General features: G+C 68.6%; 15 protein-coding genes and 1 pseudogene. 10 read left to right on the forward strand and 6 right to left on the reverse strand.

The genetic code is table 11. The annotated features are described in order from the left end of the window. Positions 1 to 29: 29 nt before the first annotated feature. The 3 genes from BK819_RS08390 to BK819_RS08400 form a co-directional block, all read right to left on the reverse strand. Positions 30 to 722, reverse strand: a complete 693-nt coding sequence (locus BK819_RS08390; protein ID WP_071328695.1) for a coenzyme F420-0:L-glutamate ligase — start codon at positions 720 to 722, stop codon at positions 30 to 32. Beyond that, positions 722 to 1,954 (reverse strand): RNA polymerase sigma factor, encoded by a 1,233-nt coding sequence (locus tag BK819_RS08395; RefSeq protein ID WP_071328696.1) that lies wholly within the window; start codon positions 1,952 to 1,954, stop codon positions 722 to 724. Before BK819_RS08395 ends, BK819_RS08390 begins: the two co-directional genes overlap by 1 nt. Before the next feature lie 167 nt (positions 1,955 to 2,121). Next, positions 2,122 to 3,063, reverse strand: a complete 942-nt coding sequence (locus BK819_RS08400) for a proteasome assembly chaperone family protein (protein ID WP_071328697.1) — start codon at positions 3,061 to 3,063, stop codon at positions 2,122 to 2,124. Positions 3,064 to 3,177: 114 nt separating this feature from the next. Here BK819_RS08400 and BK819_RS08405 point away from each other — a divergent pair, with 114 nt between their 5' ends. The 3 genes and pseudogenes from BK819_RS08405 to sucB all read left to right on the forward strand — a co-directional run bounded on the left by BK819_RS08405 (position 3,178) and on the right by sucB (position 7,873). After that, positions 3,178 to 4,656: a leucyl aminopeptidase gene (locus tag BK819_RS08405; RefSeq protein WP_071328698.1), complete on the forward strand. Its 1,479-nt coding sequence runs from the start codon at positions 3,178 to 3,180 to the stop codon at positions 4,654 to 4,656. A gap of 5 nt (positions 4,657 to 4,661) precedes the next feature. After that, positions 4,662 to 6,035, forward strand: a complete 1,374-nt coding sequence (gene lpdA, locus BK819_RS08410) for a dihydrolipoyl dehydrogenase (protein ID WP_071328699.1) — start codon at positions 4,662 to 4,664, stop codon at positions 6,033 to 6,035. A 66-nt stretch (positions 6,036 to 6,101) separates the two neighbouring features. Further along, a pseudogene (sucB, locus tag BK819_RS08415) lies at positions 6,102 to 7,873 on the forward strand (2-oxoglutarate dehydrogenase, E2 component, dihydrolipoamide succinyltransferase). Between the two features lie 15 nt (positions 7,874 to 7,888). Here the strand turns inward: sucB and BK819_RS08420 are convergent. Continuing rightward, positions 7,889 to 9,271 carry a hypothetical protein gene (locus BK819_RS08420; protein WP_083391708.1) on the reverse strand — a complete coding sequence of 461 codons (1,383 nt, stop codon included), beginning with the start codon at positions 9,269 to 9,271 and terminating at the stop codon, positions 7,889 to 7,891. 201 nt (positions 9,272 to 9,472) lie between these two features. Between BK819_RS08420 and BK819_RS08425 the strand changes: the two genes are divergently transcribed. Next, positions 9,473 to 10,183, forward strand: coding sequence for a DUF4191 family protein (locus BK819_RS08425; RefSeq protein ID WP_071328700.1), 711 nt, complete (start codon positions 9,473 to 9,475; stop codon positions 10,181 to 10,183). 57 nt (positions 10,184 to 10,240) lie between these two features. Here the strand turns inward: BK819_RS08425 and BK819_RS08430 are convergent, their stop codons facing one another. Further along, entirely contained in the window at positions 10,241 to 11,428 is a 1,188-nt protein-coding gene (locus BK819_RS08430) for a RimK family alpha-L-glutamate ligase (protein ID WP_060923121.1), read from the reverse strand. An 18-nt stretch (positions 11,429 to 11,446) separates the two neighbouring features. Here BK819_RS08430 and BK819_RS08435 point away from each other — a divergent pair, with 18 nt between their 5' ends. Then, entirely contained in the window at positions 11,447 to 11,935 is a 489-nt protein-coding gene (locus BK819_RS08435) for an ATP-dependent zinc protease (RefSeq protein ID WP_036292426.1), read from the forward strand. Between the two features lie 3 nt (positions 11,936 to 11,938). Here BK819_RS08435 and BK819_RS08440 read toward each other — a convergent pair whose 3' ends face one another. Then, positions 11,939 to 12,334 (reverse strand): RDD family protein, encoded by a 396-nt coding sequence (locus tag BK819_RS08440; RefSeq protein WP_071328701.1) that lies wholly within the window; start codon positions 12,332 to 12,334, stop codon positions 11,939 to 11,941. A gap of 147 nt (positions 12,335 to 12,481) precedes the next feature. Between BK819_RS08440 and glnA the strand changes: the two genes are divergently transcribed. The 5 genes from glnA to BK819_RS08465 form a co-directional block, all read left to right on the forward strand. Continuing rightward, entirely contained in the window at positions 12,482 to 13,906 is a 1,425-nt protein-coding gene (gene glnA, locus BK819_RS08445) for a type I glutamate--ammonia ligase (protein ID WP_025103592.1), read from the forward strand. Positions 13,907 to 14,109: 203 nt separating this feature from the next. Then, positions 14,110 to 14,400 (forward strand): hypothetical protein, encoded by a 291-nt coding sequence (locus BK819_RS08450; protein WP_071328702.1) that lies wholly within the window; start codon positions 14,110 to 14,112, stop codon positions 14,398 to 14,400. After that, positions 14,400 to 15,689, forward strand: a complete 1,290-nt coding sequence (locus BK819_RS08455) for a WXG100 family type VII secretion target (protein WP_071328703.1) — start codon at positions 14,400 to 14,402, stop codon at positions 15,687 to 15,689. Before BK819_RS08450 ends, BK819_RS08455 begins: the two co-directional genes overlap by 1 nt. Next, positions 15,686 to 16,183 (forward strand): hypothetical protein, encoded by a 498-nt coding sequence (locus BK819_RS08460; protein WP_071328704.1) that lies wholly within the window; start codon positions 15,686 to 15,688, stop codon positions 16,181 to 16,183. The genes BK819_RS08455 and BK819_RS08460 overlap by 4 nt, the downstream gene beginning before the upstream one ends. A gap of 76 nt (positions 16,184 to 16,259) precedes the next feature. Next, positions 16,260 to 16,664: hypothetical protein (locus BK819_RS08465; protein ID WP_071328705.1), on the forward strand; the 405-nt coding region annotated here is incomplete at its 3' end.

Raw genomic sequence — 16,664 nt, forward strand, 5'->3', positions numbered from 1 at the left:
TTCGTTCGTAAAGGGGTGGTTCGACCTGCTCAGACCGCGCGGACGATGCCGAGCGGAGTGGACTCGAGACCCTGACCGAGCGGGTTGTCCCCGAGGATCTTCACCAGGCGCAGCTCCCCCGCCTTGTCCAGCGTGGAGCCGAGGATGTTGCCGCCGAGATCGTTGATGTCGACCACCGCCACCTCGGCCTGGCCACCGATCAGCGTCTTCAGGTGCGCCGCGACCCGGTCCGGGTCCTTCGGCCCGAGCACCACAGCCTCGTTGTACGGAGGGATGGTGTGCTTCGTCGGGCCATCGATCGCGCGGGCCTTGTCCCCCGCGATGCGGTAGAAATCGCCCTTGCGCCCGAACGCCTTGGTGACCGCCGAGACGGCCGCCGCGAAGAGGATGCGCGGCGTACCGCACTCGCGCAGCGCCATCTCCATCGTCTCCGGCATGCCGAGACCGATGCCGTACGGCGTGCGGGTGACGTACTTCGACAGGAACAGCGCGAGCTTGCGCGGCTTGATCTCGTCCAGGCGGTAGGACCGCCCCTGCGTGATCGCGACGATCTTCTCGGTCACGAAGAGCAGGTCGCCCGGCTGGACGGCGGCCTTCGCGTACTCCGTGATGATCGCGTCGAGATCGTCGTCCGGCATCACGACACGGGTGCGCAGCGGGATCCGCGCATAGCTCTTTCCGTCGACGCTCGTCTCGAGCGCCTTGCCCTCGTTCGCCTGCATCACTCGAGGTAGTCCCGCAGCGACTGCGAGCGGCTCGGGTGGCGCAGCTTGGCCATCGTCTTCGACTCGATCTGGCGGATGCGCTCACGCGTCACGCCGAACGTGTCACCGATCTGGTCGAGCGTCTTCGGCTGACCGTCGCCCAGGCCGAAGCGCATCCGGATCACTCCGGCCTCGCGCTCGGAGAGCGAGTCGAGGAGCTGCTCGAGCTGACGCTGCAGCATCGTGAAGCCCACGGCGTCGGCGGGAACCACGGCCTCGGTGTCCTCGATGAGGTCACCGAACTCGCTGTCGCCGTCTTCACCGAGCGGGGTGTGCAGGGAGATCGGCTCGCGGCCGTACTTCTGCACCTCCACGACCTTCTCCGGGGTCATGTCGAGCTCGCGGCTCAGCTCTTCCGGAGTAGGTTCGCGACCGAGGTCCTGCAGCATCTGCCGCTGCACGCGGGCGAGCTTGTTGATGACCTCGACCATGTGCACCGGAATGCGGATCGTGCGGGCCTGGTCCGCCATCGCACGGGTGATCGCCTGACGGATCCACCAGGTGGCGTAGGTCGAGAACTTGAAGCCCTTGGTGTAGTCGAACTTCTCGACCGCGCGGATCAGACCGAGGTTGCCCTCCTGGATCAGGTCCAGGAACTGCATCCCGCGGCCGGTGTACCGCTTGGCGAGCGAGACGACGAGTCGCAGGTTCGCGCCGAGCAGGTGGCTCTTGGCGCGCTGACCGTCACGGGCGACCCACTGCAGGTCGAGACCGAGCTGGCTCGTCTTCTCGGCGGGGGACATCGCGGAGAGCTTCTCCTCCGCGAAGAGACCCGCCTCGATGCGCATCGCGAGCTCGACCTCTTCGGCCGCGTTCAGCAGCGCGACCTTTCCGATCTGCTTCAGGTAGTCCTTGACCGGGTCGGCCGTGGCTCCGGTGATCTGAGTGGAGTAGACCGGGACCTCTTCGTCATCCTTGGAGGAGATGACGATCGCTCCGGTCGGCAGCGGCTCGGTGAAGGTCGGCTTCGCGTCGTCCTCCTCCTCGTCGCCAGCGGCGTCGTCGGTCGCAGCGGCGTCGTCCTCTTCGACGACGTCGTCGGCCTTCTTCTTCTTCGCGGGGGCGCGCTTGGCCGCGGCGCGCTTGGGCGCGGGAGCCGCTTCGGTCGCTTCGACGTCCTCGACCTCGGGATCCGCGGTGATCTGATCGGCCTTCTTCGTCCGCGTGTTCTTCGTCGTGGCAGGAGTCACGTTTCGCCTTTCACGGGGCCGCTGGGAGACCCCGGGACATTTCGGACACTAGTAAGACCCTTGTCAAGTCCAGTGCTCGAAAACACTGATTGACAACGGGTCGGACTCCTAGTATCGCACACGTATGGCGATGAGGACGCATTCGCGCCCGATCCGTGCGGACGGATTCAGCCGCGCCCCGGCTTGTCCTCGTCGCCGGACGGACGCGAGGCGAGATAGCGCTCGAGCTCGGCCGCGAGTTCATCGGCACTGGGCAGGTCTCGTTCACTGAATCCGCCCTCGTCGTACGAGTCGTCCTCGGGGTCACGACCGGCCATGTAGGCGTCGTACCGCCGCTCGAGGTTGTGCACCATCTGCTGGAGTTCGTCGTTCGCGGCGACCTGCTCGTCCACGCGCGCGATGTAGTCCGCACGCCGCTCCTGCACCGCATCCAGCATGAGCACGAGACCGGTCGACGCCATGAGCTTCTCCGCCGCGGCACTGACCGCTTCCGGGTTCTCGGTCTCGGCGAGGTAGTGCGGCACGAGGAGGACGAAGCCGACGACGCGTTCCCCGCGCTCCGCGAAGCGGTACTCGAGCAGGTGACCCGCGGTCGCCGGGACCTGCGTGCGCGGACGCCACACGGAGTGCGACACCACGAGGTCGCGCCGGTTCCCGCTCACCGTCGTCCCGATGGGTCGCGTGTGCGGCACGGGCATCGCGATCGAGTGGACCCAGTGCAGTCCCGAGGCCTCGAACTCCGCAGCAAGATCCAGAACGGTCTCCGCGAAGGCGTTCCAGGCGAAGTCGGGCTCATACCCCGTGAGCAGCAGGAACGGGCGTCCCAGCGCATCCGTGGCGAGGGAGAGCTCGAGGCGGGGCGGGCGGAACTCGGCGAGGTGGTCCTGGTCGAACGAGATGACCGGGCGACGCGCGCGATAGTCGAGGAGCACATCGTTGTCGAAGATCGCGAGCGGCTGCGGCGACGTCGTCTCCCGCAGGTGATCGATGAGCCCAGACACCGCACTGCCGGCGTCGGTGAAACCGGTGAGCAGCATCACGAGAGGCAGGCCGTGGGGCACCGCGGGGGCGTTCGCGACGCGTTCGTGGATCTCTCCGGAGAAGGGCATGTCTCCATGCTACGAGCCGCACCCGGAGCCGGGCTCTGACGTGTCTCGCTGAGAGCGAACACACCCCGGCCGCCGGACCGACGACCCCGGCGCGGAGATCCTAGGATGGAGAGCATGACGCTTCCCGTGCTCTCGCACACCACCGATCAGTTCCCCGGAAGCGCTGCCGATGCCGCAGTGCTCGTCGTCCCCGATCTCTCCGAGTCGGCCGAGTCGCTGGCAGCTCACCCCGGTCTCGCCGATGTCCTGGCGGGCATCGGCTTCACCGGCGCCGCCGGTGCCTTCGCTCGGGTGTACGCACCGGAGCTGACGACCCTCCCGTTCGCCGTCGTCGGCGTCGGTTCCACCGTCGACGACGCGTCCGTTCGGAGTGCAGCCGGCGTGGCGCTCCGCTCCCTGACCGGGTTCGACACGGTCGCGCTCGGCCTCGCCGCCGGGCTCGAGGAGCACGCGGGCGCCGCGGCGGAGGGCGCCGTTCTCGGCGGCTACCGCTTCGACGACTACCGCGCCGAGAACGGCAGGAAGAAGCGGGCGACGGCGGTCGTCGTCCACGCCCCGCTCGACGACGAGACGATCGCCCGCGCCCACGCCACCGGCGAGGCTGTCGCCCTCATCAAAGACCTCGTGAACGTACCCGCCGAGTGGCAGAGCCCCGCGCAGCTCGCGCAGAGCGCCGCCGACAGCGTCGCGGATCTGGATGTCACCGTGGAGATCCTCGACGAGACCGCGCTCGCGGAACAGGGCTTCGGCGGCATCCTCGGCGTCGGCCAGGGATCCGACCGTCCGCCGCGCCTCGTCCGCCTCGACTACGCGCCGGCGGACGCGCAGCGCCACATCGCCCTCGTCGGCAAGGGGATCACGTTCGACACCGGTGGGCTCTCCCTGAAGCCGGCCGCGTCGATGGTCGGCATGAAGTTCGACATGGCGGGTGCCGCGACCTCCCTCGCCGCGCTCCGCGCCATCGCCGCCCTGCGGCTTCCCGTGCACGTGACCGCCTGGCTCTGCATCACCGACAACATGCCGTCCGGCCGCGCCCTGCGCCCCGGCGACGTCATCCGCATCCTCGACGGCACCACCGTCGAGGTGCTGAACACCGACGCCGAGGGGCGCCTCGTCCTCGCCGACGGGCTCGTCGCGGCGAGCCGGGAGAACCCCGACGTCATCATCGACGTCGCGACCCTGACCGGCGCGATCGTCGCGGCCCTCGGCCACCGCCACACCGGCGTCTTCGGCGACGACGAGACGGTCGCGGAGTTCCTCGCCGCCGCCGCGCGCACGGGAGAGCCGGCGTGGCACATGCCCCTGCCCGCCTACATGGAGGAGACGCTCGACTCCCCCATCGCCGACATGATCAACGCCAACATGGGAGATCGGATGGGCGGCGCGTCCTTCGCCGGTCTCTTCCTGCGGCGCTTCGTCGGACGCACCTCGGAGGAGGACGACGCGCCGCGCATCCCCTGGGTGCACCTGGACATCGCGGGCTCCGGTGAACACGCGGGCGCCCCCTACGGCTTCACCGAGAAGGGCCCCACGGGGGCGATGGTCCGATCGATCATCGCCTTCGCCGAAGCAGCATCCCACCCGGAGGCATGACACCCATGACAACCCACACCTTCGACATCGTCGTCCTGGGCGGCGGCAGCGGCGGGTACGCCGCGGCACTGCGAGCCAGCGAGCTCGGCAAGTCCGTCGCACTGATCGAGAAGGACAAGGTGGGAGGCACGTGCCTCCACCGCGGGTGCATCCCGACCAAGGCGTTGCTGCACGCCGCCGAGGTGGCGGATCACGTGCGTGACGCCTCCTCCGTGGGCGTCACGGCCTCGTTCGGCGGGATCGACCCCGCGGGCGTGCGCACGTACCGCGAGGGCATCGTCGCCAAGAAGTACAAAGGCCTCGAGGGGCTCGTGAAGGCGCGCGGGATCACGACGGTCACCGGGCTCGGCCGCCTGAACGCAGACCGGAGCGTCAGCGTGGGCGACGACGTCTACGTGGGTACGGACGTGATCCTCGCCACGGGCTCCTACAGCCGCTCGCTGCCCGGGCTGGAGATCGGCGGACGCATCCTGACCAGCGAGCAGGCACTCGCCCTGGACGTCATCCCCGAGCGCGTGCTCATCCTGGGCGGCGGCGTGATCGGCGTCGAGTTCGCGAGCGTGTGGCGCTCCTTCGGTGCCGAGGTGACGATCGTGGAGGCGCTGCCCCACCTCGTCCCGAACGAGGACATCGCGATGAGCAAGGGCCTCGAGCGCGCCTTCCGCCGGCGTGGCATCCAGTACTCGCTCGGCGTGCGCTTCCAGACAGCCACCCAGGACGACTCGTCCGTGACCCTCACTCTGGAGGACGGCACGGAGTTCACCGCCGACTACCTCCTCGTCGCCGTCGGCCGCGGCCCCGCCACCGCCGACCTGGGCTTCGAGGAAGCCGGAGTGCGCCTGGACCGCGGGTTCGTGACGGTCGACAACGACCTCCGGACCGATGTCCCCGGCGTGTGGGCGGTCGGCGACATCGTCCCCGGTCTGCAGCTCGCCCACCGCGGGTTCCAGCAGGGGATCGCGGTCGCTGAGCGCATCGCGGGCCTCTCCCCCGTGAACGTGCCTGACGTGCAGATCCCGAAGGTCACCTACTCCAGCCCCGAGGTCGCCTCCGTCGGTCTCACGGAGGAGGCGGCAGTCGCCGCGCACGGTGCCGATGCCGTCCACTCCTACGAGTACAACCTCGCCGGGAACGGGAAGAGCGAGATCATCGGCACGGGCGGCCTCGTCAAGGTCGTCCGTCTCAAGGACGGTCCCGTCCTCGGTGTGCATCTCCTCGGCGACCGCGTCGGCGAACTCATCACCGAGGGGCAGCTCGCGGTCGCGTGGGAAGCCCACCCGGAGGACATCGCGCCGCTCATCCACGCCCACCCGACCCAGAGCGAGGCCCTCGGAGAAGCCTTCCTCGCGCTGGCCGGAAAGCCCCTGCACGCCCTCTGAGCACCAACCGGTGCCCGAGTCACTAAGCTAGACAAGCGTCATACAACTTCTGAAGGAGACTCAGTCATGAGCACATCCGTGGTCCTCCCCGCTCTCGGTGAGAGCGTCACAGAGGGTACGGTCACCCGCTGGCTCAAGCAGGTGGGAGACACCGTCCAGGCGGACGAGGGCCTGCTCGAGATCTCGACCGACAAGGTCGACACCGAGATCCCCTCCCCCGTCACCGGCGTCATCGAGGAGATCCTCGTCGCCGAGGACGAGACCGTCGAGGTCGGTGCTCTGCTGGCCCGCATCGGTGACGGCAGCGGCGCGGCCCCTGCCGACGATGCCCCTGCTGCCGCCGAGGCCGCTCCGGCCGAAGCCGCCGCCCCCGCCGCTCCGGAGCCCGAGGCGGCTCCCGCAGCGGAGCAGCAGGCTCCCGCCGAGTCCGCTCCCGCTGAGGCCGCCCCTGCGGCTCCGTCTGGCGACGCCACCGACATCGTGCTCCCTGAGCTCGGCGAGAGCGTCACCGAGGGCACGGTCACCCGCTGGCTCAAGCAGGTCGGCGACTCGGTCGAGGTCGACGAGGCGCTCCTCGAGATCTCCACCGACAAGGTCGACACCGAGATCCCGTCGCCGGTCGCCGGCGTGCTGCAGGAGATCGTCGCCGGCGAGGACGAGACCGTCGAGGTCGGCGCCGTGCTGGCGCGCGTCGGTTCCGGTGCTGCGCCCGCCGCTCAGCCCGAGGCTCCCGCCGCTCCCGCTCCGCAGGCCGAGGCTCCGGCACAGCCCGCTGCTCCGGCACAGCCCGCAGCTCCGGCCCAGCCCGCTCAGGCCGAGGCTCCGAAGCTGTCGTTGCCGACCGAGNGGCACAGCCCGCTGCTCCGGCACAGCCCGCAGCTCCGGCCCAGCCCGCTCAGGCCGAGGCTCCGAAGCTGTCGTTGCCGACCGAGAGCGACAACCTGTACGTGACCCCGCTCGTCCGCCGTCTGGCTGCGCAGCAGGGTGTCGACCTTGCCACGGTCAAGGGCACCGGTGTCGGAGGCCGTATCCGCAAGGAGGACGTCCTCAAGGCCGCCGAGACGGCGACGGCCGCACCGGCAGCTGCCGCGGCGCCCGCTCCGGCACCGCTCGAGGTGTCGCCGCTGCGTGGGACCACTCAGCCGATGTCGCGCCTGCGCAAGGTCCTCGCCAAGCGCGCGGTGGAGTCGATGCAGCAGACCGCTCAGCTCACCACTGTGGTCGAGGTCGACGTCACTGCTCTCGCGGAGTACCGCGACAGCGTCAAGGCGTCCTTCCTCGAGAAGACGGGCGACAAGCTCTCCTTCCTGCCGTTCTTCGCGCTGGCGGCGGCGGAGGCCCTGCAGGCCTTCCCGATCATCAACGCGACGGTCGACGGCGAGCAGATCGTCTACCCGGCCTCCGAGAACGTCTCGATCGCGGTCGACACCGAGCGCGGCCTGCTCACGCCGGTGCTCCGCGACGCGGCGTCGAAGAACATCGCCGAGATCGCCCACGAGATCGCCGATCTCGCGGCGCGCACGCGTGACAACAAGCTGAAGCCCGATGAGCTCGCGGGCGGCACGTTCACGCTGACCAACACCGGCTCGCGCGGCGCGTTGTTCGACACGCCTGTCGTGTTCCTGCCGCAGTCGGCGATCCTCGGCACGGGCACGGTCGTCAAGCGCCCTGGTCTGGTCAAGGTCGGCGGCACGGACGCGATCGCGGTGCGCTCCTATGTGTACCTGGCCCTGTCGTACGACCACCGCATCATCGACGGCGCCGACGCAGCCCGCTTCCTCGGCGCTGTCAAGGCGCGCCTGGAGGCCGCGCAGTTCAGCGGTCAGCTCGGCGCCTGACTCGACGGCTTCGCCTCATCTCGGCTGGTCCGCGACGCGATATGCGTCGCGGACCCGCCATTTTTCTTCCATGCGCGCGAGAACAAGAGTGATCGCACCCTCCGTCCCGTCTTCTACAGCGGACGATGACGGCACTTCGAGCACGGCGATGTCTCCATAGCGATCGATGAGAGCGGCATCCTGGACGCCGGCGGCTCCGGCCACGAGCGGGATGACCTCCGACGGGCTCGCCGCGACCGCGGAACCGCACACCCGGTCCTCCTGAGCTTCGCACTCCTCGATCTGCGCCACGAGCCCCGGCAGGGCGAGTACCGGATCATCGCCCGTCGGCACCACCGTCGTGCGCGCCGAGGGAGCCGGCGACCGCGACTCTTCGTCCTCAGAGTCGGCTCCCGCACGATGAGACGAGGCGGAGGGCCTGCTCCCCGGGGACCCGACCGCCGGATCATCTCGCTCGTTCGGCCACAGCAAGCCGATAAGCAGCACCACCACCGCACCGGCACCGGCCACGGCGAGAACCCGTGTCCGTCGGGATCCGGTCCTCCACTCCCGTGCGGGCCGGCGCGGCCGATCGGCCTGCTGGCCGATGAGGGCTCGCGTCCTGTCGACGAGGCGGTCGCGCAGAACGAGAAGGTCGGCCGCCATCCGCGTCGAGCGCGGTCCGCCCGGTCTTTCCACCCGCGCCCGGCGTTGCCGCAGCCGCTCACGGGCAACCGGCTCGACCCTGACGCCCCGCAACGCCCCGGCAACACCCGTCTCCGCGGGAGGGGCTGCCCGGTCTTCGGCTGCCTCTTCCAAAGGTCGCGGCGCCGCCATCTCCAGGAGGTCGCTCTCCGCCTCCTCGAGCAGCCGCCGCGGCACCCTGCGCTGTGCCGCGGCCGTGCCGATTCGACCCCGGGCGCGGTCGAGAGCCCGGGCCAGCATCTTGTCCGTACACTCCGCGCGCAGCCGGCCCATGATCTCGGAGACGGCAGACACCGCCTCCTGGCCGGGCCCGACCACGAAGAGCGGCCGGCCGCCCTCGGTGAGCCACCATGTTCCCTCCGCCTCGACAACAGCCGCCGGGCCCAACTCCGCCAGTCCGCGCAGCAGACTCACGACCACCGTGCCGATCTCCCCGGGCGGCAGCCCGCCCCGTGTCCGGAGCCGTCGGTCCAGGTACGACTCCAGGCGCTCCGTGCACCAGGGAAGCAACACGTCATGCCCGTCCATCCGTCGGGCGATGTCGACCGGGGCGGCCACGTGCTGAGAGCCCGCGTACCGCCAGCCCGCCCAGCCGGCGAAGCTCTCGGCGTCGGCGCGCACGAGCGGTCCCTCCGGTGAGGTCACGAGCGCACCGAGGAAGGGCCCTTCGGAGGGATCGAGAAGACGGATCGTCCGGTGCGCTTGTGCGAGCACAGCCGGTTCCTGCAACGGAGTCTCACGCGCTGGTGTCATGTGGTCCATCCCACCCTTTCCGCCGGACCCGCCGTGCCGGTTCGGTGCCGCCGGGATGGGATCCGGTCGCGGTCCGAATTGTGCAGGAACGGTCACCCTCTGCTCTCCGCTGCACGCGAACGGCGGCATCGCAAGGCGCTCGGACTCGGTAGGCTGGTCTCCATGGCAAAGCGTGCTCCCGAACCCGAGAAGCGTCCTGGGTTCTTCTCCCAGATCAAGTCCCTCTTCCGGTTCACGCGCGAGGCCTACCCCTGGCTCCCCTGGGCGCAGGCCGCGATCCTCATCGGCGGCGTGCTGCTCGGTCTCCTGGCCGGCTACCTGATCCCGCCGTTCCAGGTGTGGACGCTCGTCCTCTGGGCGATCACCGGTCTCATGCTCGGTGTGCTCGGCGCCCTCTTCCTCATGACCCGGCTCTCGACGTCGGCCATGTACACGAAGATCGACGGCATGCCCGGTGCGACGGGTCACGTGCTCAGCACCAGCCTCGGCCGCCGGTGGCAGGCCTCCGAGACCCCGGTGGGCATCAACCCGAAGACGCAGGAGGCCGTGTACCGGACGGTCGGCCGTGGCGGCATCGTCGTCGTCGGCGAGGGCGCCCGCGGACGTCTCACGCGACTGGTGAACGAGGAGCGCAGCCGGGCGCAGCGCGTCGCCCACGGCGTGCCGATCACGGTGCTCTACGTCGGGCACGGTGAGGACGAGGTGCCGATCGCAGACCTCGCGAAGACCATCAAGAAGCTTCCGAAGGCCATCGACAAGGCCACGATGGCGGCCGTCATCCGCCGCATCGACTCGGTGTCGCAGTCGCTGTCGTCGCTTCCCATCCCGAAGGGGATCGACCCGACGAAGGTGCGGGCGCAGCGTCCGCGCTGACCCGCTCTCCGGAATCGCGAAGCGCGGCCGTCCTCACCGAGGGCGGCCGCGCTTCTCTCATTCCGAGAGCGGCTGCTTGGGGAGGCGGCGCACCTTCGCCCGCCGGCGACGACGCTCGGGGATCATCGAGCGCATCTCATCGAGCTTGCCGAAGCAGAACAGGCGGTCGTCGGGTTCGAGGACCACGTGCTTGCGCGGGTTCGGGATCACGCTCACCCCGCGGTGCAGCGTGAGCACTGTGATGTCGCGTTCCCACAGGCCCGCCTCTCCCAGCGTCTTGCCGACGAGATCCGCGGCGCCGTGGACCATGAGCTCGGCCACGCCGTATCCGGTGGAGACCGTGAGGCGCTGCCGCACGTCGATCTCCGGGAAGGCCACCTGACCGGCGATGTAGTCGATGATGGCGCCCGCGACGTCGAGCTTGGTCGCGGTCTCGATGCCCTGCAGGCCCGGAGAGGAGTTGACCTCCATCACCAGGGGTCCCTCGTCACCCTCCAGCATGTCCACGCCGGCGACGCGGAGCCCCATGATCTGGGCCGACCGCACGGCGGCCCGCTCGTAGACCGGGTCGAGTTCGATCGCCTCGACCGAGCCGCCACGGTGCACGTTCGAGCGGAACTCGTCTCCGGCCGCCGAGCGCCGCATCGCCGCGACCACGCGGTCCCCGACGACGAGCGCGCGGATGTCGCGCCCCCGGCTCTCGGCGATGAACTTCTGGATGAGCACGTTCTGCTTGGTGGAGTGCAGCGTCTCGATGATGGCCTCGGCCACCTTCACCTGAGGCGCGAGGATGACGCCGATGCCCTGGGTGCCCTCGAGCAGCTTGATCACCACGGGAGCGCCGCCGACGCGCTCGATCGCCGGTCGCACGTCGGCGCGGTTGCGCACGAAGGCGGTCGGCGGCATCGCGATGTTGTGCCGGGAGAGGATCTGGTTCGCCCGGAGCTTGTCGCGCGCGCTGGAGATGCCGTTCGCCGTGTTCGGGGTGTAGACGTCCATCTGCTCGAACTGCCGTACCACGGCGGTGCCGAAGTACGTGATCGAGTTGCCGATGCGGGGCAGGATCGCGTCGTAGTCGCTGAGCTGCCGGCCCCGGTAGTGCAGGTCGGGCTCGTCGGAGGTCAGATCGATCGCGAAGCGCAGCGTGTTGAGCACCTTCACGTTGTGGCCACGCTGCAGTGCGGCCGCGCGGAGGCGTTGGGTGGAGTACGCCTGCGGCGCACGGGACAGCACTGCGATCTTCACGGGGGATTTCCTGCCAGGATGTATCAGGTGAGTAGGTCTACCCATTCAAACACCCTTACGGGGTGGCGCGAGTGGGTGAGCCTGCCCGATCTCGGCGTCGACTGGATCAAGGCCAAGATCGACACCGGCGCCCGCACCTCGTCCCTGCATGCATTCGACATCCAGGAGTTCGAGCGCGACGGCGAGGCCTGGGTGCGTTTCCGCGTGAAGCCCTGGCAGGACAGCCAGGAAGACGCTGTCGTGGTGGAGTCCCCCATCCACGACCGCCGGGCCGTCCGGAGCTCGTCCGGGCACGCGCAGGAGCGTCTCGTCGTGCAGCTGATGATCCGGCTCGTTGACCGCGAGGTGATGGCCGAGGTGACCCTGAGCAACCGGGACGAGATGGGTTTCCGCATGCTGATCGGCCGCGAAGCGCTGCGCCGCGGCTACGTCGTGGATCCGGCGCGCTCCTTCCTCGGCGGCCGTGCACCCCGTGAGGCACGCCGGCGCAACCGCGGCCGCGCCTGAGCGTCAGGCGCGGATGAGGACCGTTCCCACGGCCTTGTCGTGCAGACCGCGCTGATCCGGATCCCACACCACGGCCGGGATCACGATCAGGAGCAGCAGCGTGCGCACGATCGGGCGCCACAGACCGATCCATCCGCCGTCGAGACGGACGACGCGCATGCCGAGGATGCGGTGCCCGGGGCTGCCGCCCGCGGTCGGGATGAAGAGGATCTGCACGACGCCGAAGATGAGCAGCGTGGCGAACGGGTCGTACTGGAAGAACGCGACGGAGAGGATGACGGCTGCCGTCCAGTCGATCGCGAGGGCGCCGATCCGGCGTCCGGGGCGGCCGATGCTCCCCGGTCCGGACTCCGGGAGTCCGAGTCGCTCACCGGGGTACGTGTTCACAGCATCCGTCACCCCTCCAGCCTACCGAGGCTGTGGATGCCCTCCGATCCTGCTCACGCTGTAACACGGACGAAACAAAGCGGATACCGTGGAGAAATCCCCCGTCCGTACTGTGCAAAGTGGCCCCGAAGCCATCGATCCGCATCACAGGAGTCGTACATGTTCAAAGATTCGTCCGAGGTACTGGCCTACATCAAGGAGAACGACGTCAAATTCCTTGACATCCGTTTCACCGACCTCCCTGGTGTGCAGCAGCACTTCAACATCCCTGCGGCGACGGTCGACGAGGCCTTCTTCACGGACGGACAGCTGTTCGACGGCTCCTCCATCCGGGGCTTCGCCAGCATCCACGAGTCGGACATGCAGCTCATCCCCGATGTGACGACGGCGTACATCGACCCCTTCCGCGAGGCGAGCACCCTCGTGATGATCTTCGACATCTACAACCCGCGCACCGGCGAGATCTACTCGAAGGACCCGCGTCAGGTCGCGAAGAAGGCGGAGAAGTACCTCACCTCCACCGGCATCGCCGACACCGCGTTCTTCGCCCCCGAGGCCGAGTTCTACATCTTCGACGACGTGCGCTACTCCGTGACCGCCGGCGAGAGCTTCTACAAGGTCGACTCCGAGGAGGCCGCGTGGAACACCGGCCGCGAGGAGGAGGGCGGGAACCTCGCCAACAAGACCCCCTACAAGGGCGGCTACTTCCCCGTCAGCCCGGTCGACAAGACGGCCGACCTGCGCGACGACATCACCCTCAAGCTCATCGATGCGGGCTTCATCCTCGAGCGCTCCCACCACGAGGTGGGCACGGCCGGCCAGCAGGAGATCAACTACCGCTTCGACACCATGGTGCACGCGGCCGACGACATCCTGAAGTTCAAGTACATCGTCAAGAACACCGCCGAGGAGTGGGGCAAGGTCGCCACCTTCATGCCGAAGCCGCTGTACGGCGACAACGGCTCGGGTATGCACACCCACCAGTCGCTGTGGAACGACGGCAAGCCGCTGTTCTACGACGAGGCCGGATACGGTCAGCTCAGCGACATCGCGCGGTGGTACATCGGCGGCATCCTGGCGCACGCGCCGGCACTGCTCGCCTTCACCAACCCGACGCTGAACAGCTACCACCGTCTGGTCAAGGGCTTCGAGGCTCCGGTCAACCTGGTCTACTCGGCCGGCAACCGCTCCGCCGCGATCCGCATCCCGATCACGGGCTCGAACCCGAAGGCCAAGCGCATCGAGTTCCGCGCCCCCGACGCCTCGGGCAACCCGTACCTCGCCTTCGCCGCGCAGCTCATGGCGGGCCTCGACGGCATCAAGAACCGCATCGAGCCGCACGAGCCCGTCGACAAGGACCTCTACGAGCTTCCGCCCGAGGAGGCCAAGAACATCCCGCAGGTGCCGAACTCCCTGCTGGACTCGCTCGAGGCGCTCCGCGCCGACCACCAGTTCCTCCTCGAGGGCGGCGTGTTCACCGAGGAGCTCATCGAGACCTGGATCTCCTACAAGTACGAGAACGAGATCCTGCCGATCGCTCAGCGCCCGCACCCGTTCGAGTACGAGCTGTACTTCGGAGTCTGAGCCGACCGCGGATCGCGACAGAGCCCGTCCCCATCTGGGGGCGGGCTCTTTCGCCGTCCGGGGCCGGGAGATGACGGCAGCCCTACCCCTCCGTACTCGTTCGAGGTGCTTTCATTCACGAATCCAGACATATCGCTGTCTTCTGACCCTGTCTTCACCTATGCTCGATCCCGCAGCCGGGGGGCTCGCAGGAAGAGGGCGGCATGTCGCAGGACTATGAGGTCGACACGGACGTGTTGCGGGCAATGGCGGCGAAGACGCGACGCATCATCGCCGACGTCGGGTCGACCGACCTCGCCCCGCCGACGAGCGCCGGCCACGAGTGGGTGGTCGCAGCCTCTGAGCGGTTCGCCGATGCCTGGTCTGCGGGCCTCGCAGCCCGGGTGACGGAGTCCGACGATTTCACCGAGCGTTTGGCGACGACGGCCCGGGTCTTCGACGAGGGGACGGATGCCGCGAAGGCCGAGGTCGACGCGATGATCTGGGAAGAGTGATGGAGCTCGGGCAGACCCGCTCCGCCGCCGCGCTCATTCCCGGCTCCCCCGGCGAGGTCAGGGCGACGGCCGAGGCATGGAAGGCACACGGCGTGGCTGCGGCACGGGTGCACGACCAGCTCGCGACGCTCGACGATGAGGGCACCTGGACCGGCGAGGCCTACGACGCCTACCTGACGCGCTTCGACCGTCAGCTGCTGCACTGGTCGAACGCGGGCGACGGGCTCCGCGAGGGCGCTCAGGCCCTGTTCACCTGGGCGGATGCGCTGGAGTGGGCGCAGGAGGAGGCCGCGCGCGCCATCACCCTGTGGGACGAGGCCGAGCAGCAGGCCGCCAGGGCACTGGCCGCGCACCGCGCTTACGTCCGCGAGCTTCGGGTCGGGCAGGGCCTACGGCACCCGGAGGTGGAGGTGCCGTTCGTCGACCCGTCCGGTGCGGCGCATGAACAGGCCAGAGAGGTGCTGTTCAACGCCCGGGCGACGCTGGAGGTCTTCGCCCGGGACTGCGCAGTCCGATTGGACCAGGCTGCAGAGGCCGCGCGCATGCCGCTCACCGAGGCTGAGGTCGCAACCGCAGCCCAGCATGCCGTCACCGAGGTGGTGTTCACTCTCGCTGTCGTGCAGCCGTTCCAGGCCACGATGGACATGCTCGCCGTCTCCGCACAGACGCTGTGGGAGCACCCGGACATCATCCTCGAACTCCTCGGCGGAGCCGCCCTGGTCATCGGCGGCGGGGCCATGATGGGCGGCGGCGGAGCGGTCGCCGTAACCGGCGTCGGCGCCGTCCCTGGGGGTGGTCTGGCCTGGGCTGGCGCCGGCGTAGCCGCGGCCGGCCTGACCGCAGCCGGACACGCTGCCGGCAGGTGGGCGAACGAGTCCGCTCAGAATCCTCCTGAGCGCCCCGCCCCACACCCCACGCACGGCGGACGGAACGTGCTCGGCCAGTACAACGGCGACGGCAAACGCCCCTGGGTCGACACAGAAAAGACCGGACTCGATCGTGTCGCCGAGGACACCGGCAAGGATGTTATCCGCAACAAGATCCGCGCGACCATCCAGGGGTATCACCACAATCCCCAAGCGACCTCAGACCAAGTTCGCTATTACGATGGCTTCATCGAGAACGCCGACGGGACGTACACCGGCATCGAGATCAAGGGCGGCACGGGCAGCCGCGATGCAGCCCAACGTGGCTTCGATGCCACCGTGAGCCCCGAACGACCAGCGACCGCCACCCTGAATGGGGAGAGAATCACAATCACTCGAGTAATTCTGGAGACCGTGAATTGAGTCAACCGACACATATCCGTCAGATCAATGACGATACTCGCGGCGCACTGGTCGATTACTTCCGGCCGTACCAGGAACAGATCCAGTTCTCGCTGCGTCAGCTCAACGGGTCCTCAACATGGGCATGGAGCCTGTGGCGCGCCCCGGAGGGCGCGGACCTCCTGGACAGCATCCCCTTCAGCGAGGAGTACATCCAGTGTGCCGGGACAGCAGAAGCCCTCACGATCGAGGTCCGTTATGTCGATCCGGACGGCACCGCGCATCAGTATGTCGTCGGGCGTCCGGGCGCGGACATGTCCGGCGAGCCCACCGAGGTCATCCACTGGGATGACGGACGGTACTCCACCACCGTGCATCCCAACGAGGTGTTCACAGCAGACGAAGCCGCGGTGATCTTCTATACCTACTTCCTCACCGACAAAGTCGCCCAGCCCTACACGCTCCGCGAGATCGACATGAGCGTCCCCGACCCCACCGAGGACGACGCGACATGAGGGTCGCCGCCCGTCACGACGCGATCGCCGACACGGTCGCGCAGCTCGCTGCGTTCTCGGGAGAGAGGAGACTGCGGTGACCTCAAGCAGGACGCACGGCCAGCAGTTCACAACGGGTCAGATGGGGTGGATCACAGAGAACAGGCGCCCCGTCGTAGATCACTTGCGCCTCATGCTCGGCCGCTTGGACGGCGTGAGTGAGTTCACGTACAGCATCTGGCGTGGCGCGGACCCGTCTAGCATCATTGGATTCCAGAAGCTTCTGACCGACTCCTTCATCCAGGCGGCCGGTTCAGCCCATCAGATAACCGTGGAAGTGCGCCTCCCCGCGCCTGACGGCGAGACCCACCTGTACACGGTAGGGCGTGGCGAGCCTCTCGACGGGACGACGACGCTGATTCCGATCAGTCGAACCCGTGCGGTGCGCGTCTTCTCGGACGAGATGTTCACCGCTGACGAGGCCGCGGTCATCTTCTACACG

The sequence above is a fragment of the Microbacterium sp. LCT-H2 genome, assembly GCF_001866135.1.
Lineage (GTDB): Bacteria > Actinomycetota > Actinomycetes > Actinomycetales > Microbacteriaceae > Microbacterium.